Raw genomic sequence first — 16817 nt, forward strand, 5'->3', positions numbered from 1 at the left:
GGTTACGCAAGGCGATACTTTGACACGTTTGACCCTGGCGATAGATGCCATGGGCGGGGATTTCGGTCCCTGCGTGACAGTGCCTGCAGCCTTGCAGGCACTGGCCTCTCATTCGCACCTGGTTCTCCTTCTGGTCGGTAATCCCGACACAATCATGCCATTACTTGCCAAAGCGGATTCCTCTGTAGCGGGGCGTGTGCAGGTGATCCCTGCCGAATCGGTTATTGCAAGTGATGCCAGACCCTCACAGGCGATTCGTAACAGTCGCGGCAGTTCCATGCGTATCGCGTTGGAGCTGGTGAAAGAGGGTAAGGCACAAGCCTGTGTCAGCGCGGGGAACACCGGCGCGCTGATGGGGTTAGCCAAATTGTTGCTCAAGCCGCTGGATGGCATTGAGCGCCCGGCGCTGATGACCGTTCTGCCACATCAGCAGCACGGCAAAACGGTGGTGCTGGATTTGGGCGCCAACGTAGAGTCCGACAGTGAAATGTTGGTGCAATTTGCGGTGATGGGTGCGGTGGTCGCCGAAGAAGTGCTTGCCATTAACCAGCCGCGCGTTGCGTTGCTCAATATCGGCCAGGAAGAGACCAAAGGTCTGGAAGCCATCCGCACAGCAGCGGCGGTGCTGCGGGAATCCCCGCAGATCAACTATATTGGTTACCTTGAGGGGAATGATCTCCTCACCGGCAAAACGGATGTGCTGGTTTGCGATGGCTTTGTTGGCAACGTCACGCTGAAAACGATGGAAGGTGTGGTAAGAATGTTTCTTTCGCTGCTTAAATCGTCAGGGGAAGGAAAAAAACGGGCCTGGTGGCTGAAGTGGCTGGGGCGCTGGATCCAAAAGCGTCTGGCGAAGCGTTTCGGTCACCTCAACCCCGACCAGTATAATGGCGCTTGTCTGTTAGGATTGCGCGGAACGGTGATCAAGAGCCACGGCGCGGCGAATCAACGTGCGTTTGCCGTAGCGATAGAACAGGCAGAGCAGGCGGTGCGGCGGCAAGTCCCGGAACGGATTGCTGCGCGCCTGGACACTGTATTAGCCAGGAGTGACAAAGCGTAGATGTTTACCAAAATTCTCGGTACGGGCAGTTATTTGCCCAGCCAGGTACGTACCAACGCGGATCTGGAAAAAATGGTGGAAACTTCGGACGAGTGGATTGTCACCCGTACCGGCATCCGTGAACGCCGCATTGCTGCGCCGGATGAAACTGTCGCCACAATGGGCTTTTCGGCAGCACAGCGCGCGCTGGAAATGGCGGGCGTTGCGGCGAGTGACGTGGGTCTGATTATTGTGGCGACCACCTCTTCGAGCCACGCATTCCCAAGCTCGGCCTGCATGATCCAGCAAATGCTGGAGATCAACGACTGTGCTGCGTTTGACCTTGCAGCCGCGTGCGCAGGTTTTACCTATGCCCTGAGCGTAGCCGATCAGTACATCAAAAATGGCGCAGTGAAACATGCGCTGGTGATCGGTGCGGATGCACTGGCACGCACGCTTGATCCTGCCGATCGTGGCACCATCATTCTGTTCGGTGATGGCGCGGGTGCGGTGGTTCTGGGCCAGAGCAGCGAACCGGGCATTCTTTCTACCCATCTGCATGCGGATGGTCGTTACGGTAAACTGCTGACGCTGCCATATCAGGACCGCGAGCAACAGGATCAACCTGCTTACCTGACGATGGCAGGCAACGAAGTCTTCAAAGTGGCGGTTACTGAACTGGCGCATATTGTGGATGAAACCTTGCAGGCCAACAATCTCGATCGCGAAATGCTCGATTGGCTGGTGCCGCATCAGGCTAATCTGCGCATTATCAGCGCCACGGCGAAAAAACTCGGTATGGGCATGGACAAAGTGGTGGTGACGCTGGATCGTCACGGTAACACCTCTGCGGCTTCTGTACCCAGTGCGCTGGATGAAGCGGTACGTGATGGTCGCATCAAACCGGGACAACTGATTCTGCTGGAGGCCTTTGGTGGTGGTTTCACCTGGGGTTCCGCGCTGGTTCGCTTTTGATTACAGGAACGAATGATGACGCAATTTGCTTTTGTGTTCCCCGGACAGGGATCACAGACTGTGGGCATGCTGGCTGACCTGGCCACTGAATACCCGCAGGTAGAGGCTACTTTCCGTGAAGCTTCAGACGCACTGGGTTATGACTTATGGCAGTTGGTTCAGCAGGGGCCGGCTGAGGAACTGAACAAAACCTGGCAGACACAGCCCGCGTTGCTGGCGGCTTCAGTTGCGATTTATCGCGTCTGGCAGAGCAAAAATGCGCCTCAACCTGCCATCATGGCCGGCCACAGTCTGGGTGAATACTCAGCGCTGGTCTGTGCGGGCGTACTGAATTTTGCCGATGCCATCAAACTGGTTGAGCTGCGTGGCAAACTGATGCAGGAAGCGGTGCCGGAAGGCACTGGCGCGATGCAGGCGATTATCGGACTTGATGATGCCGCCATTCGTAAAGCCTGTGAAGAGAGTGCGCAAGGCCAGGTGGTGTCGCCGGTTAACTTTAACTCGCCAGGCCAGGTGGTGATTGCGGGTAACAAAGAAGCCGTTGAGCGTGCAGGCGCTGCCTGTAAAGCCGCAGGGGCGAAACGTGCGCTGCCGTTACCGGTCAGCGTGCCATCTCACTGCGCGCTGATGAAGCCAGCGGCAGAGAAACTGGCGGTGGCACTGGAAGCGATCAACTTTAATAGCCCGTCAGTCCCGGTGGTTAACAACGTTGATGTGCAGTGTGAAACCTCAGCCGAGGCGATTCGTAGCGCGCTGGTGCGTCAATTGTACAGTCCGGTACGCTGGACAGAAGCAGTTGAGTTTATGGCCGCGCAAGGCGTGACTCAGTTGCTGGAGATTGGTCCGGGTAAAGTGTTGACCGGTCTCACTAAACGTATTGTGGATACCCTGACCGCAGCCGCAGTGAACGATCCTGCTTCATTGACTGCTGCGCTTAGCCAGGAATAAGAGGAAAATCATGGGCTTTGAAGGTAAAGTTGCGCTGGTTACCGGCGCGAGCCGCGGTATTGGTCGCGCCATTGCGGAAACGCTGGCGGCACGCGGTGCCAAAGTGGTGGGAACTGCCACCAGCGAGAGCGGCGCGGAGGCAATCAGTGCTTACCTCGGCGACAGTGGTAAAGGTCTGCTGTTGAACGTGACCGATCCTGCTTCCATTGAGAGTGTGCTCGAGAAAGTGCGCGCAGAATTTGGCGAAGTGGACATTTTAGTCAATAATGCAGGCATTACGCGTGATAATTTACTGATGCGCATGAAAGACGATGAATGGGCGGATATCCTCGATACCAACCTGACGTCAGTTTTCCGTCTCTCGAAGGCGGTTATGCGTGCCATGATGAAGAAACGTGTGGGCCGTATCATTACCATCGGTTCTGTAGTTGGAACCATGGGTAACGCGGGCCAGGCAAACTATGCAGCAGCAAAAGCAGGTTTGATTGGCTTTAGCAAATCACTGGCGCGAGAAGTCGCGTCCCGTGGCATTACCGTAAACGTCGTGGCTCCGGGCTTTATTGAAACGGACATGACGCGTGCACTGAACGAAGATCAGCGCTCGGGCATTCTGGCGGAAGTTCCAGCAGGTCGCTTAGGTGATCCGCAGGAAATCGCCAATGCTGTTGCATTCTTAGCCTCTGACGAAGCCGCCTATATCACGGGTGAGACGCTACACGTCAATGGCGGTATGTACATGGTCTGATAATCACGAAATAATTTGCATTATTCGCGGTAAAAACCGCAGAATAGCGTAAAATCGTGGTTCGACCAGCCGGGATTTTGTTGCATCTTTTTCAACATTTTATACACTACGAAAACCATCGCGAAAGCGAGTTTTGATAGGAAATTTAATAGCATGAGCGACATTCAGGATAGAGTTAAGAAGATCATCATCGAGCAGTTGGGCGTGAAACCGGAAGAAGTGACTAATGAAAAGTCTTTCGTTGACGACCTGGGTGCTGATTCTCTTGACACCGTTGAACTGGTTATGGCTCTGGAAGAAGAGTTCGATACCGAGATTCCAGACGAAGAAGCTGAGAAAATCACTACCGTTCAGGCAGCGATCGACTACATCACTAGCCACCAAGGCTAATGAATATCCTTCAGGCGGTCGCTCGACCGCCTGAGTTTTATAGTTTGTCCCACATAGCTTTTTTTTATCCCTCCCTGGAGGACGAACGTGTCTAAGCGTCGTGTAGTTGTGACCGGTCTTGGCATGTTGTCTCCTGTCGGCAATACCGTAGAGTCTACCTGGAGTGCTCTCCTTGCCGGTCAGAGCGGCATTACCCTGATCGACCATTTTGATACCAGTGCCTATGCAACACGTTTTGCAGGTTTGGTAAGAGATTTTGATTGTGATGAATTCATCTCGCGCAAAGATCAGCGCAAGATGGATGATTTCATCCAATATGGCATCGTTGCTGGCATACAGGCTATGCAGGACTCCGGTCTGGTCGTAACTGAAGAAAATGCTGGTCGTTTTGGTGCGGCGATTGGTTCCGGCATCGGCGGATTGGGTTTGATTGAAGAAAACCATTCCTCGCTGGTCAATGGCGGTCCCCGCAAAATCAGCCCGTTCTTTGTGCCTTCTACCATTGTAAACATGGTCGCGGGTCATCTTACGATTATGTATGGCCTGAAAGGTCCGAGCATCTCTATCGCCACGGCCTGTACTTCGGGTGTACATAACATTGGTCATGCGGCACGCATCATTGCTTACAACGATGCTGATGTCATGCTGGCCGGTGGTGCAGAAAAAGCCAGTACCCCTCTGGGTGTCGGTGGCTTTGGTGCGGCGCGTGCACTCTCCACCCGTAACGATAATCCGCAGGCGGCAAGCCGTCCGTGGGACAAAGATCGTGATGGTTTTGTGCTGGGTGACGGAGCAGGCATTGTGGTGCTGGAAGAGTATGAGCACGCGAAGAAACGCGGTGCGAAGATTTATGCTGAAATTGTCGGTTTCGGCATGAGCAGCGATGCTTACCACATGACCTCTCCGCCGGAAAACGGCGCAGGCGCGGCGCTGGCTATGGTCAACGCTCTGCGTGATGCACAGTTGAATCCGGAACAGATCGGTTACGTCAACGCGCATGGCACCTCAACGCCAGCCGGTGATAAAGCGGAAGCGCAGGCGGTGAAATCGGTCTTTGGTACGGCAGCCAGCTCTGTGATGGTCAGCTCAACCAAATCGATGACGGGTCACCTGTTGGGTGCTGCGGGCGCGGTAGAATCTATCTACTCAATCCTGGCATTGCGCGATCAGGCAATTCCACCGACCATCAACCTCGATAACCCTGATGAAGGCTGTGATCTGGACTTCGTGCCACACACGGCGCGTCAGGTGAGTGGTCTGGAATACACGCTGTGTAACTCCTTCGGTTTCGGTGGAACCAACGGTTCACTGATTTTCCGCAAAGTGTAAGTCACATCGTTCCAGACAGAGGCCCGCAATGCGGGCCTTTTTTATATTTTGTCACGCAGTTGCATAGAATCTTACGGCCTTCAATGCTATTCAAAGCAAGGTCAATTGATTGGGGTCGTTATGATGTGGATAAATGGCGCAGAACAGACGCAACTGACCGCGCGCGATCGGGCGGTGCAATTCGGTGATGGCTGTTTTACCACGGCGGCGGTACAGCAGGGCGAGATCCAACTGTTTGCGGCGCATTTGCAACGTCTGAAACAGGGTTGTGAGCGGTTGCTGATGGCTGAACCTGACTGGCAGCAGCTCGAAGCGGAAATGCGCGTTGCCGCGCACAACCAACAACAGGCGGTGTTAAAAGTCATATTGACCCCAGGCGCAGGTGGACGCGGTTATAGCCGTGCAGGATGCAGCGCCCCAACACGTATTCTCTCACTTTCCCCCTGGCCGCAGCATTATCAGGCGCTACAACAGCAGGGCGTACGTCTGGTAACCAGCCCGGTACGACTGGGACGTAACCCGCTGTTGGCGGGGATCAAACACCTCAACCGACTGGAGCAAGTGCTGATTCGCCATCATCTTGACCAGACCGACGCCGACGAGGCGCTGGTGCTTGACACTGAGGGGACGGTGGTGGAATGCTGTGCGGCCAATTTATTCTGGCGTGAGGGCGACACCGTCTTCACGCCGCGACTTGAACAGGCTGGCGTTGCCGGGATTATGCGGCGTTATCTGATGGCGCAGATGGCAGCCGCAGGTCAGGATTGTCAGTTGATTGATGGCAGCAGAGAGAGGCTACTCGCCGCAGATGAAGTGGTGATATGCAATGCCCTGATGCCAGTTTTACCCGTGCGTAGCATTGACGACATTACGTTTAGCGCACGTTCGCTGTACCAGCAACTGCTCGCCAGTTGCCAGAAAATGGAAGCATCATGACTCGAATGAAAAAAATTATCGCCGGCGCCACGGTGATTATTGGCCTCGCTGCGGCCTTTAGCTATTGGCAGATTGAACGTTTCGCCGATACACCTTTGACGTTGCACCAGGAAACCATTTTCACCCTGCCTGCGGGCACTGGCCGGGTGGCGCTGGAAGCGCAACTGGAGCGCGAACATGTTATCGCGCCGAGCCTGTGGTTTGGTCCCTTATTAAAGCTGGAGCCGGAACTGGCGCGCTTTAAGGCCGGTACTTATCGACTGGAAAGCAATATGACCGTCCGTCAATTGCTGGAATTGCTGGCGAGTGGTAAAGAAGCGCAGTTCCCGGTCCGTTTTGTGGAAGGTTCTCGCCTCAAGGAGTGGCTGGCGCAGTTGCGTGCCGCACCTTATCTGAAGCACACCCTGAAAGATGACCAGTTCGCGACGGTGGCTGCGGCACTGAAACTCGATGCTAACCAGCTTGAAGGCGGATTCTATCCTGATACTTATCTGTATACCGCCAACACCAGTGACGTCGCGTTGCTGGAGCGCGCCCATGCGCGGATGAACAAACTGGTGGATGAGATCTGGCAAGGTCGCATGGATAATCTGCCCTATAAAAAGGAGCAGGATCTGGTGACGATGGCGTCGATCATCGAGAAAGAAACCGGCGTCAGTGAAGAACGTGCACGCGTCGCCTCGGTGTTTATCAACCGTCTGCGGATTGGCATGAAGTTGCAGACCGATCCCACGGTGATTTATGGCCTGGGTGATAACTACACCGGTACTATCACGCGTAAAGATCTCGACACGCCAACCGATTACAATACCTATACCATCAGCGGTATGCCGCCGGGGCCGATTGCGATGCCGGGCCGGGCTTCACTTGAAGCGGCAGCACACCCGGAAAAAACCAATTACCTCTATTTTGTTGCGGATGGCAAAGGTGGTCACACCTTCACCACCAATCTGGTCAGCCATAATAAAGCCGTGCAGGCGTATCGGCTGGCAATGAAGGAAAAAAATGAAAAGTAAGTTTATCGTCATTGAAGGCCTTGAAGGGGCAGGCAAAACCACCGCGCGTGATGCGGTGGTCGAGGTACTGCGCGAGCAGGGCATTGATGATCTGGTGTTTACCCGTGAGCCGGGCGGCACGCCGCTGGCGGAGCAGTTGCGCGTGCTGGTTAAGCAGGGCATTGATGGCGAGCAGGTGACGGACAAAGCCGAATTGTTGATGTTGTATGCGGCACGCGTGCAACTGGTGGAAAACGTGATTAAGCCAGCTCTGGCACGGGGTGCCTGGGTGATCGGCGACCGTCATGATCTCTCATCGCAGGCCTATCAGGGCGGTGGACGCGGCCTCGACACGCAATTGATGACGACGCTGCGTGATGCGGTGCTGGGCGAGTTTCGCCCGGACTGCACGCTGTACCTCGATGTCACACCGGAAATTGGTTTGCAGCGTGCGCGTGCGCGCGGTGAACTAGACAGGATTGAACAGGAATCGCTGCGCTTTTTTGAGCGCACCCGCGAGCGTTATCTGGCCCTGGCGGCCGAGGATCCAACCATTATCACCATCGATGCCACTCAAACATTGCCGCAGGTGACCGCGTCAATCAAAGCGGCGGTGCAGCGCTGGCTGGTGGGTCAGACGGCATGAACTGGTATCCGTGGCTGAATCAACCCTATCGGCGCATCATTACCCGGCATCAGAGCGGCCAGGCGCACCATGCGCTGCTGATTCAGGCGATTGAAGGGATGGGTGATAATGCTCTGGTATGGGGTGTCAGCCGCTGGCTGATGTGCCAGCAACCGGAAGGGTTGAAGAGTTGTGGACACTGCCACGGCTGTCAGTTGATGCAAGCGCAGACGCACCCGGATTGGTATCGACTCGAAGCCGAGAAAGGCAAATCCTCGTTGGGGATAGATGCAGTGCGTGATGTGACGGAAAAACTCTACCATTTTGCCCAGCAGGGTGGGGCCAAAGTGGTGTGGTTGCCGGATGCGGCGCAGTTGACCGAAGCGGCGGCCAATGCCTTGTTGAAGACCCTGGAGGAGCCACCCGCCAATACCTGGTTTTTCCTCAGTACCCGCGAACCCTCGCGCCTGCTTGCCACGCTGCGTAGCCGTTGTATGACCTGGCATCTGTCGCCACCCGATGAAATCCACAGCCTGCAATGGCTGCAAAAGCAGATTTCGCAGCCGGAAGAGACGTTGCGTGCGGCGTTGCGTTTAAGTAACGGTGCGCCTGCGGCGGCGTTGACCTTGTTGCAGCCTGAGCGCTGGCAGACCCGCGAGACGTTGTGTAATGCGCTGGCGGGTGCGTTGCAGCAGGACATCCTGCAACTGTTGCCATGCCTGAATAGCGATGACGTTGCTGACCGTCTCGCCTGGCTCCTCTCGTTGCTGGTCGATGCGATGAAGGTGCAACAAGGCGCGAGTCGCTGGCTGAGCAATGGCGATCGTCCCGATGTGGTGACGTTACTGGCGCAGCAATTAAACAGCAACGCCCTGAATGCCAGCGTGCAGTTGTGGATGCAGTGCCGCGAGCAACTGCAACAGGTGGCGGCGCTCAATCGTGAATTAATGTTGACCGATCGCCTGTTGAGCTGGAGTCGTCTGCTCAGCCCGGCCACCTTCGGATAACGGTAAAAAGAGAGAAGTATGTTTATTGTTGATTCCCACTGCCATCTCGATGGCCTGGATTATGAAAAGCAGCATCGTGACCTGGATGATGTGATCGCCAAAGCGGCGGCACGCGATGTGAAATTTATGCTGGCAATTGCCACCACCTTACCGGATTACCACACCCTGAAAGCGCTGGTGGGTGAGCGCGACAACATTGCGCTGGCCTGCGGGGTGCATCCGCTTAATCAGGAAACGCCGTACGATGTTGAAGAGTTTCGTCGTCTGGCGACGGAAGATCAGGTGATCGCGTTGGGTGAAACCGGCCTCGATTATTTCTATCAGCAGGAAACCAAAGCGCAGCAGCAGGCTTCATTCCGTGAGCATATCCGTACCGGGATTGCGCTTAACAAGCCGATTATCGTGCATACCCGCGACGCGCGTGAAGACACGCTGGCAATCCTGCGCGAGGAACAGGTGGAGAAGTGCGGCGGCGTGTTGCACTGTTTCACCGAAGATCGGGAAACAGCAGAGAAACTGCTGGATATGGGCTTCTATATCTCCTTTTCCGGAATTTTGACGTTCCGTAATGCCGAGCAGATCCGCGATGCGGCGCGTTATGTGCCGCTCGACCGGATGCTGGTCGAAACCGATTCACCTTATCTGGCACCGGTGCCGCATCGTGGCAAAGAGAACCAACCGGCGTTTACCCGCGATGTCGCTGATTATATGGCGGTACTGAAGGGCGTCGATATTGAAACGCTGGCAGCCGCAACCACCGAAAATTTCTCCCGCCTGTTTCATGTCCCGATGAGCCGCTTGGGCGGTTAAGACACTTTATTTCAAACTCTGTAATTAATCAGAAATTCATCAGACTGGCTGTGCCTGAAAGGGCACAGCCAGTCATTTATTGTCGTAAATAGCAGCAAGTCAGTCAGAATTACCTGAAAGCCGAACAGTGGCATGAGCGAAACGTGATAGCCGTCAAAGTAAGAAAATTCTATTTATTTTACTCTTCGTAATAAATCAAAAGACGCTCAGCGTCATCCCGGTAGAGGGTCCTCCCCCCTCTGCCACGCGCACTGCGCGAAATGCACTCATACTCAGGAGCTTCACGCTATGTTCAAGAACGCATTTGCGAACCTGCAAAAGGTAGGTAAATCGCTGATGTTACCGGTGTCGGTATTGCCGATCGCCGGTATTTTATTAGGTGTTGGTTCTGCCAACTTCAGCTGGTTACCTGCGGTGGTATCGCATGTGATGGCCGAGGCTGGCGGTTCGGTGTTTGCCAACATGCCGCTGATTTTTGCCATCGGTGTGGCGCTCGGCTTTACCAACAACGACGGCGTCTCTGCGCTGGCGGCGGTGGTGGCTTACGGCATTATGGTGAAAACCATGGCAGTCGTGGCCCCGTTGGTGCTGCATCTGCCTGCGGCTGAAATCGAGGCGAAACATCTGGCCGATACCGGCGTACTAGGCGGGATTATCGCCGGTGCGATCGCGGCGTATATGTTTAACCGCTTCTACCGTATCAAGCTGCCGGAATACCTTGGCTTCTTTGCCGGTAAACGCTTTGTGCCGATTATCTCTGGCCTGGCGGCTATCGTACTGGGTGTGCTGCTGTCCTTCATCTGGCCACCGGTGGGTACCGCGATTCAGGACTTCTCGCAATGGGCGGCTTATCAGAACCCGGTGGTTGCTTTCGGTATCTATGGCGTGGTTGAACGTGCGCTGGTGCCGTTTGGTCTGCACCATATCTGGAACGTACCTTTCCAGATGCAGATTGGTGAATTCACCAACGCGGCAGGCCAGGTGTTCCACGGTGACATTCCGCGTTATATGGCCGGTGACCCGACTGCGGGCAAACTGTCTGGCGGCTTCCTGTTCAAAATGTATGGTCTGCCAGCCGCTGCTATCGCTATCTGGCATTCAGCTAAACCAGAAAACCGCGCCAAAGTGGGCGGTATCATGATCTCCGCTGCGCTGACCTCGTTCCTGACCGGTATCACCGAGCCGATCGAGTTCTCCTTTATGTTCGTGGCACCGATCCTGTATGTGATTCACGCCATTCTGGCTGGTCTGGCATTCCCGATCTGTATTCTGCTCGGTATGCGTGATGGCACCAGCTTCTCACACGGTCTGATCGACTTTATCGTGCTGAGCGGCAACAGCAGCAAAATCTGGCTGTTCCCGATTGTCGGTATCATCTACGGTCTGATCTACTACACCGTATTCCGCGTGCTGATTGCCAAGCTGAACCTGAAAACGCCGGGTCGTGAAGATAACGCCGTTGAGCAGAGCAGTGCGACCGGTAGTGAAATGGCGGGTAAGTTGGTTACTGCATTCGGTGGTAAAGAGAACATCACTAACCTTGATGCCTGTATTACCCGTCTGCGCGTCAGCGTGGCTGATGTGGGCAAAGTTGACCAGACTGAACTGAAAAGCCTCGGCGCGCGTGGCGTGGTGGTGGCAGGTTCCGGTGTTCAGGCGATTTTCGGCACCAAGTCCGATAACCTGAAAACTGAAATGGATGACTATATCCGTAATATGTAATCACTCCGACGAGTGATAAACAACGGCCCCCAATGTGGGGGCCGTTTTGTTATAAATACACCCGTAAATACTCTGTCAGGCACAGCAGCGCCATCGCCTGACCATAAGGCATCGACGTCAGGGGCACCTGACGGTAATAGTCCAAATCGTTACCCATCGCCGTACCAAACGACACCTGCTTCAGCTCGCCATCGTCATCAATATTGGCAATCACGCCACGTAACGCCTTTTCCGCGACAGGCAAATAGTCGCGTGACAGATAGCGTTTGCGCACCGCTTTCAGGATGCCATAGGCAAAACCGGCAGTGGCGGAGGCTTCGGGGTAACTGTGTGGATCGTCCAGGAGGGTATGCCACAGGCCGCTGCTGTGCTGGCAGTCGGCCAGCGCTTTGACCTGGCTTTCCAGCACCTGAAGCAGGAAACGACGCGTGGCGTGCTGCTCCGGCCAGTTCATCAGTTCGAGGAAATCCGGGATGACAATGGTGACCCAACTGTTGCCGCGCGCCCAGCGCGCGGCGGCAAAGTTGTGGCGGCCGGCGAAATTCCAGCCGTGGAACCATAAACCGGTCTGACGATCCATCAGGTATTGGGTATGGAGAAGAAACTGGAAACTCGCTTCTTCAACAAATTCCGGCCGTTCCAGCAACTGACCAATCTTCGCCAGCGCCATCACGCTCATCATCAGGGTATCGTCCCACAACTGCTGGGTATTTTCGTTGTTATAGACGATGTGCTGCAATCCACCGTTTTCGGTACGTGGCATCTCATACATTACCCATTCCGCCCAGCGCTCCAGTACCGGTCGCCAGGCTGCATTGCGCGTCTCTTCATAGCGGTATGCCAGCGTCAAAAACGGACAGACGGTGTTGACGTTCTTGGTGGGGGTGCCTTCTGCCAGGCGGGTGCTGAACCAGTCATCGATGATCTGCAACGTGGCCAGGTCGCCTGTCTGCTGATAAAAATGCAGCATGCCATACAGCCCGATACCGTGCGTCCACTCCCAACCTGCCCAGCCTTTGGTATCAATTACGCGGCCATCATCGAGGCGCAGCAGAAATTCGCCGCTTTCGTCGCGGATATTGACCAGATTTTGCGTTAACTGATGGATCAGCTGCACCAATTCCTTACGCGGCAGCAGATACTCGGGCTGACGTAACAAGTTGCTATGTTTTACCGGAAATACGGTCATGATCTATTCCTATCGTTTTGAAGGGGCAGGGAGAGGATGTAGCGCGCTGGCTTTTCGCGGTAAAGGCGGTGCCGCGGGCTTAAGGCGATTGAGGTAGCCAACGTTGTTGTTACCCCATAAATGTTCGTAGGGCATCCCCGCCAGCGTTTCGACAATCTCGCGTGCTTCCGGGGTGATACGCTCCGGCACTGGACGCCCGGCATCACGCATCTTCAGCGTCTCTTCACGCAACACGGTGTGGGTATGCAGATTGAGTTTAAAGCGCAGCGACACCAGAAAACCGCAGGTCAGTACGCAGACGGTGCCGATACTGAGGATCGCCAGAATGGTGTGGCTTACCGCCGGTACCTGCGTGGTATGCCCGGAAACAAATCCCGCCAGTTGCAACACGATGCCAACCAGCATGACGGCTCCGGCCTGAGAGGCTTTGCGGGTCAGCGTCATAATGCCGGCAAAGATCCCTTCACGGCGCTGACCGGTGACCACTTCATCCACATCGGCGATATAGGTGTAGGTATTCCAGGGCACATAGTTGATGCCACCCCGTCCCAGTCCGGCCAGGCCGGAAATCAGCACCAGCAGCGCCATGTTGTTATTCATGCCGGTGTACCACAGGCCTGCATAGGAGAGGGCGCTCAGGCCGAACAGTATCACCACCAGACGATACGCCGGTGCCGGTCCCAGGCGGATGCACAGTGGGATCATCGCCATCACCGCGATAAATTGCAGCACCGCCATGGTGCCCATCAGGCTGGAAGCAATCTGCGCGCTTTGCATTAACACGAATACCACGTACCAGGTGAAGACCGCGTTAAACACGTCCTGCGCGATGTAGCCACCGAGATACATGCCGAGATGCTGACGGAAGATACGAATGCGCAGCGTCGAACCGAGTTCGATGTAGAGGCGTTTCAGACTTTGCCACAGCGACAGGCCGGATTTCTCCTGCTCGGCACGCAGGGATTCCGCTGAAAAATCAGCCGGGTGGCGCTCCCAGGTAAAGCGCCACACCAGCGTCAGCACCAGGGCGCAAATCACCGCGAACACCAGGCTGGCATAGAAGAACGACAGCGGATTTTCTTTGCCGAACCAGCCAATCAGGATACCCGGCAGAAACGCCGCCAAAATCGCCGACAGCTGCGCCAGGGCGATGCGTGCGCCCGAGAAGCGAGTTTTCTGTTTGAAATCATCGGTCATCTCTGGCACCAGCGTTTCGTAGGGCACCAGAATCATGGTGTAGACAATATCGAACAACAAATAGGTCAGCAGATACCACCAGAAACTCATGTCGGCGATCCACATCAGGCTATAGCTGAAGACGCAGGGGATACCGAGCATGATAAAGAACTTGCGGCGACCAAAGCGTTTACCCAGCCAGGTGGAGCCGAAGTTATCGGTGAGAAAACCCATTAACGGACTGACCAGCGCATCCAGCACGCGCGCGGCAGCAAAGATAAAGGTGGCTTCGATAGGGGTCAGTCCACAAAACGTGGTGTAGAAATACAGCAGCCAGGCGGCAGTCAGCGCCGTGGTGCCTGCGCCGAGGAAATCCCCGGAGCCATATGCCAGATAGTGGCCCAAACCAATCTTACGTGAGCGCATTGCAGGTACTCCCTGAGACAAATGTGGTGTACATCCCTCATCCTTCCGGACAGCTGGCTCGGATTGGTTAGAAAGTAGAGCGGGAAGCGGTGCTAAACCTTCGCGATTTGGCAAGCTTCCCTGCACAAGTGGCAAAATCGCAAAGAAACGATGGTGATAAATCTAATTTATAAAACAGTGTTTCATTTTCGTGGTGGGAAAAATGTCAGAATTGTGTCGCGACGCGATTTATGGCGCGGAAAAGTGATGTAAACGCAGCCATTTAATGTAAGAAAAGTGGTCCCGAGGTTGAAAGAAACAGAATTCCTCCCGCATACTGCCTGACTAAACTCCAGGTTTAAGGAAATGCACCATGGCTGAAGAAACCATTTTCAGTAAAATCATCCGTCGCGAAATCCCCGCTGACGTGGTTTATCAGGACGAACTGGTTACCGCCTTCCGTGATATCGCACCCAAAGCACCTACGCATATTCTGATCATCCCTAACGTGCTGATTCCCACCGCGAATGATGTGCAGGCCGCACACGAGCAGGCATTGGGGCGCATGATTACCGTCGCAGCGAAAATCGCCCGTGATGAAGGGATCGCCGAAGATGGCTATCGTCTGATCATGAACTGCAACCGTCATGGCGGCCAGGAGGTTTACCACATTCATATGCATCTGGTCGGCGGCAAACCGCTTGGACCGATGTTGGTTGACTAAACCTCAGGCAGGACTTGCTATGCGTCAATGGCTGAGCGGCCTGTTATTGCTGACCCTGGCGGGTTGCAGCAGTGATAAGCCGATGATCAATACTTCGCAATCGCTGGTGATGGAATCGTCAGTGCTGTCGGCCGGTATCATCACCGATGAGCCGAAGCTGGCGGGTAATGATGGGCAACTGCGCGCTGCCAGCGTGCTTTACAATCAACGCGAAACGCCGGTCACTGTACACTATCGTTATTATTGGTACGACGATAAGGGGCTGGAAATCACGCCGCGCGAACCGGCGCAGACGCTAACGGTTCCCGCGCATGGCAGCGTGGAAGCCGCATCGCAAATCGGCAATCTGACCGCCAGCAAGGTGCGTCTCTATCTTTATCTCTGAGGAGTAATCCGTGATTCGCAGTTTACAACGTTCCGGCGCGCTGTTATTTGCGCTGATGCTGACCGGCTGTGTGATTAAACAGCAAACACCGGCTCCGGTAGAACCGACCCAACCGACGACACCGACTCAGCCTGTTCCGCCGCCAACCCAGCCGCAACAGCCACCGGAAACGGTGCCACAGCCGCCTAAGTTGAAAACCATCAACTGGAGCGCCAGCGTACAACCGCTGGTGGCCAACATGGTGCAATCAGCCGGGGTCAATCCGGGCAGCGTGCTGATGGTGGATCGCATCAAGAACAGCACCAATGGCGCGTTGCAGAGCGACAAAGCCACCGATGCTATCCAGAATGCGCTGGCGAACAACGGCAAGTTTACCCTGGTAACGCCGGAGCAACTGGCGCAAGCGAAACAGGCGCTGGGTTTATCGGCGGACGACAGCCTCAACTCGCGCAGCAAGGCGATTGGCCTGGCACGTAACGTGAACGCGCAATATGTGTTGTACAGCAACGCCGCGGGTGATGTGAAATCCCCGACGTTACAAATGCAGCTGATGTTGGTGCAGACCGGCGAAATTATCTGGTCAGGAAACGGTGTTGCACAGCCCTGATATTCAGCTGAATTATCTGATTGAACAACAATGGCCGACGGCGCAAGCTGGCGGTCATTTTTTCACGTTGCCAGGTCTGAGTGGACAGAGTGTACGCATCGATAGTGGGCAGGGTTCATTGCTGGCGCGGCGCGCACCTGGCTCACCGATTCCCTTTGTCGACCGTCAGCGTGAATATCGTCTGCTGAACAAACTCCAGGCCTCCCAACTGGCACCTCGCCCCCTGGGCTGGCGCGAGCCCTGGCTGCTGTTGCCGTGGATAACGGGAGAGGTGTTGTCAGACGCCGAATTCAGCCAACAGCGTGAGGCGGTGGTGGCGTTACTGCAACGTCTGCATCAACAGCCGCTGACCGGCTATCGGCTCTCCCTTACGCCGCTGTTGCAGCGTTACTGGCAGCTTTGTCAGCAGAAACACTGGCGCTGGCAGCGCCGATTGCAGCGGTTGGCGAAAGTGGGTGAGCCGCGTCCATTACGTCTGGCTCCCATCCATATGGATGTTCACGCCGGGAACCTGATCATGACCGATGCGGGACTGCGTCTGATTGACTGGGAGTATGCGGCCGACGGGGACGTCGCGCTGGAACTCGCGGCAATTTGCGCGGTCAATCCAGCACAGCAACAGGAATGGATCGCGACTTATGCCGAGGCGACGCAGCTGATTCCCGCCGTATTGCAGCGGCAAATTCAGCAATGGCAGCCGTGGCTACAGGTGTTGATGGCCAGTTGGTACCAACTCCGCGCCGAGCAGAGCCAGGATGACACGCTGGAGCAACTGGCGCGTGCCAGCTGGCAAGACCTTTGATTTTACAG

The 16817-nt window shown here is 55.3% G+C and carries 18 protein-coding genes; 16 read left to right on the forward strand and 2 right to left on the reverse strand.

Features of this window, described 5'->3' with window-relative positions:
• Positions 1 to 19 precede the first annotated feature (19 nt).
• From plsX to ptsG, 12 genes are all read left to right on the forward strand, one after another.
• Complete coding sequence (gene plsX, locus AC6I8T_RS07900; RefSeq protein WP_021185600.1) at positions 20 to 1060, forward strand: phosphate acyltransferase PlsX; 1041 nt, start codon at positions 20 to 22, stop codon at positions 1058 to 1060.
• The gene (locus AC6I8T_RS07905; protein WP_021185601.1) at positions 1061 to 2014 is read left to right on the forward strand and encodes a beta-ketoacyl-ACP synthase III; all 954 of its coding nucleotides are present in this window, start codon (positions 1061 to 1063) and stop codon (positions 2012 to 2014) included.
• 15 nt (positions 2015 to 2029) lie between these two features.
• Positions 2030 to 2962 (forward strand): ACP S-malonyltransferase, encoded by a 933-nt coding sequence (fabD, locus tag AC6I8T_RS07910; RefSeq protein WP_497834284.1) that lies wholly within the window; start codon positions 2030 to 2032, stop codon positions 2960 to 2962.
• Positions 2963 to 2972: 10 nt separating this feature from the next.
• A complete protein-coding gene (fabG, locus tag AC6I8T_RS07915) occupies positions 2973 to 3707 on the forward strand; it encodes a 3-oxoacyl-ACP reductase FabG (protein WP_021185603.1) in 735 nt (244 codons plus the stop codon).
• Between the two features lie 153 nt (positions 3708 to 3860).
• On the forward strand, positions 3861 to 4097 hold the full coding sequence (gene acpP, locus AC6I8T_RS07920) for an acyl carrier protein (protein WP_208725246.1): 237 nt from the start codon (positions 3861 to 3863) through the stop codon (positions 4095 to 4097).
• An 87-nt stretch (positions 4098 to 4184) separates the two neighbouring features.
• The gene (gene fabF, locus AC6I8T_RS07925; RefSeq protein ID WP_208725247.1) at positions 4185 to 5426 is read left to right on the forward strand and encodes a beta-ketoacyl-ACP synthase II; all 1242 of its coding nucleotides are present in this window, start codon (positions 4185 to 4187) and stop codon (positions 5424 to 5426) included.
• A 120-nt stretch (positions 5427 to 5546) separates the two neighbouring features.
• Positions 5547 to 6362, forward strand: a complete 816-nt coding sequence (gene pabC, locus AC6I8T_RS07930; protein WP_208725248.1) for an aminodeoxychorismate lyase — start codon at positions 5547 to 5549, stop codon at positions 6360 to 6362.
• Positions 6359 to 7378: an endolytic transglycosylase MltG gene (mltG, locus tag AC6I8T_RS07935; protein ID WP_497833686.1), complete on the forward strand. Its 1020-nt coding sequence runs from the start codon at positions 6359 to 6361 to the stop codon at positions 7376 to 7378. The genes pabC and mltG overlap by 4 nt, the downstream gene beginning before the upstream one ends.
• Positions 7368 to 8003 (forward strand): dTMP kinase, encoded by a 636-nt coding sequence (gene tmk / locus AC6I8T_RS07940; RefSeq protein WP_021185609.1) that lies wholly within the window; start codon positions 7368 to 7370, stop codon positions 8001 to 8003. Before mltG ends, tmk begins: the two co-directional genes overlap by 11 nt.
• Positions 8000 to 8989 carry a DNA polymerase III subunit delta' gene (holB, locus tag AC6I8T_RS07945; RefSeq protein ID WP_497833687.1) on the forward strand — a complete coding sequence of 330 codons (990 nt, stop codon included), beginning with the start codon at positions 8000 to 8002 and terminating at the stop codon, positions 8987 to 8989. Before tmk ends, holB begins: the two co-directional genes overlap by 4 nt.
• An 18-nt stretch (positions 8990 to 9007) precedes the next feature.
• Positions 9008 to 9799, forward strand: coding sequence for a metal-dependent hydrolase (locus AC6I8T_RS07950; protein WP_497833688.1), 792 nt, complete (start codon positions 9008 to 9010; stop codon positions 9797 to 9799).
• A 288-nt stretch (positions 9800 to 10087) separates the two neighbouring features.
• Positions 10088 to 11521, forward strand: a complete 1434-nt coding sequence (gene ptsG, locus AC6I8T_RS07955) for a PTS glucose transporter subunit IIBC (RefSeq protein WP_021185612.1) — start codon at positions 10088 to 10090, stop codon at positions 11519 to 11521.
• A 49-nt stretch (positions 11522 to 11570) separates the two neighbouring features.
• Here ptsG and bglB read toward each other — a convergent pair whose 3' ends face one another.
• Together bglB and AC6I8T_RS07965 are read right to left on the reverse strand one after the other, a co-directional pair.
• The gene (gene bglB, locus AC6I8T_RS07960) at positions 11571 to 12710 is read right to left on the reverse strand and encodes a beta-galactosidase BglB (protein WP_497833689.1); all 1140 of its coding nucleotides are present in this window, start codon (positions 12708 to 12710) and stop codon (positions 11571 to 11573) included.
• A 9-nt stretch (positions 12711 to 12719) separates the two neighbouring features.
• Complete coding sequence (locus AC6I8T_RS07965; RefSeq protein ID WP_497833690.1) at positions 12720 to 14312, reverse strand: MFS transporter; 1593 nt, start codon at positions 14310 to 14312, stop codon at positions 12720 to 12722.
• 352 nt (positions 14313 to 14664) lie between these two features.
• On the opposite strand from AC6I8T_RS07965, the gene hinT reads away from it, so the two are divergent.
• From hinT to thiK, 4 genes are read left to right on the forward strand one after another with little or no spacing between them, the layout of a single operon-like run.
• Complete coding sequence (hinT, locus tag AC6I8T_RS07970) at positions 14665 to 15015, forward strand: purine nucleoside phosphoramidase (RefSeq protein ID WP_013508671.1); 351 nt, start codon at positions 14665 to 14667, stop codon at positions 15013 to 15015.
• Between the two features lie 19 nt (positions 15016 to 15034).
• Positions 15035 to 15400 (forward strand): YcfL family putative periplasmic lipoprotein, encoded by a 366-nt coding sequence (locus AC6I8T_RS07975; RefSeq protein WP_021185615.1) that lies wholly within the window; start codon positions 15035 to 15037, stop codon positions 15398 to 15400.
• A gap of 10 nt (positions 15401 to 15410) precedes the next feature.
• On the forward strand, positions 15411 to 16007 hold the full coding sequence (lpoB, locus tag AC6I8T_RS07980) for a penicillin-binding protein activator LpoB (protein ID WP_021185616.1): 597 nt from the start codon (positions 15411 to 15413) through the stop codon (positions 16005 to 16007).
• Complete coding sequence (gene thiK, locus AC6I8T_RS07985; protein WP_208725254.1) at positions 15994 to 16809, forward strand: thiamine kinase; 816 nt, start codon at positions 15994 to 15996, stop codon at positions 16807 to 16809. Before lpoB ends, thiK begins: the two co-directional genes overlap by 14 nt.
• Positions 16810 to 16817: the final 8 nt, after the last annotated feature.

It is taken from the genome of Pantoea sp. X-Soil-OKNW-556 (assembly GCF_059730695.1).

Excerpts from the sequence above, each read along its gene's own strand:
- AC6I8T_RS07905 (WP_021185601.1), top strand. The coding sequence starts at position 1,061 with ATGTTTACCAAAATTCTCGGTACGGGCAGTTATTTGCCCAGCCAGGTA.
- fabD (WP_497834284.1), top strand. The coding sequence starts at position 2,030 with ATGACGCAATTTGCTTTTGTGTTCCCCGGACAGGGATCACAGACTGTG.
- fabG (WP_021185603.1), top strand. The coding sequence starts at position 2,973 with ATGGGCTTTGAAGGTAAAGTTGCGCTGGTTACCGGCGCGAGCCGCGGT.
- acpP (WP_208725246.1), top strand. The coding sequence starts at position 3,861 with ATGAGCGACATTCAGGATAGAGTTAAGAAGATCATCATCGAGCAGTTG.
- pabC (WP_208725248.1), top strand. The coding sequence starts at position 5,547 with ATGATGTGGATAAATGGCGCAGAACAGACGCAACTGACCGCGCGCGAT.
- mltG (WP_497833686.1), top strand. The coding sequence starts at position 6,359 with ATGACTCGAATGAAAAAAATTATCGCCGGCGCCACGGTGATTATTGGC.
- tmk (WP_021185609.1), top strand. The coding sequence starts at position 7,368 with ATGAAAAGTAAGTTTATCGTCATTGAAGGCCTTGAAGGGGCAGGCAAA.
- holB (WP_497833687.1), top strand. The coding sequence starts at position 8,000 with ATGAACTGGTATCCGTGGCTGAATCAACCCTATCGGCGCATCATTACC.
- AC6I8T_RS07950 (WP_497833688.1), top strand. The coding sequence starts at position 9,008 with ATGTTTATTGTTGATTCCCACTGCCATCTCGATGGCCTGGATTATGAA.
- ptsG (WP_021185612.1), top strand. The coding sequence starts at position 10,088 with ATGTTCAAGAACGCATTTGCGAACCTGCAAAAGGTAGGTAAATCGCTG.
- bglB (WP_497833689.1), bottom strand. The coding sequence starts at position 12,710 with ATGACCGTATTTCCGGTAAAACATAGCAACTTGTTACGTCAGCCCGAG.
- AC6I8T_RS07965 (WP_497833690.1), bottom strand. The coding sequence starts at position 14,312 with ATGCGCTCACGTAAGATTGGTTTGGGCCACTATCTGGCATATGGCTCC.
- hinT (WP_013508671.1), top strand. The coding sequence starts at position 14,665 with ATGGCTGAAGAAACCATTTTCAGTAAAATCATCCGTCGCGAAATCCCC.
- AC6I8T_RS07975 (WP_021185615.1), top strand. The coding sequence starts at position 15,035 with ATGCGTCAATGGCTGAGCGGCCTGTTATTGCTGACCCTGGCGGGTTGC.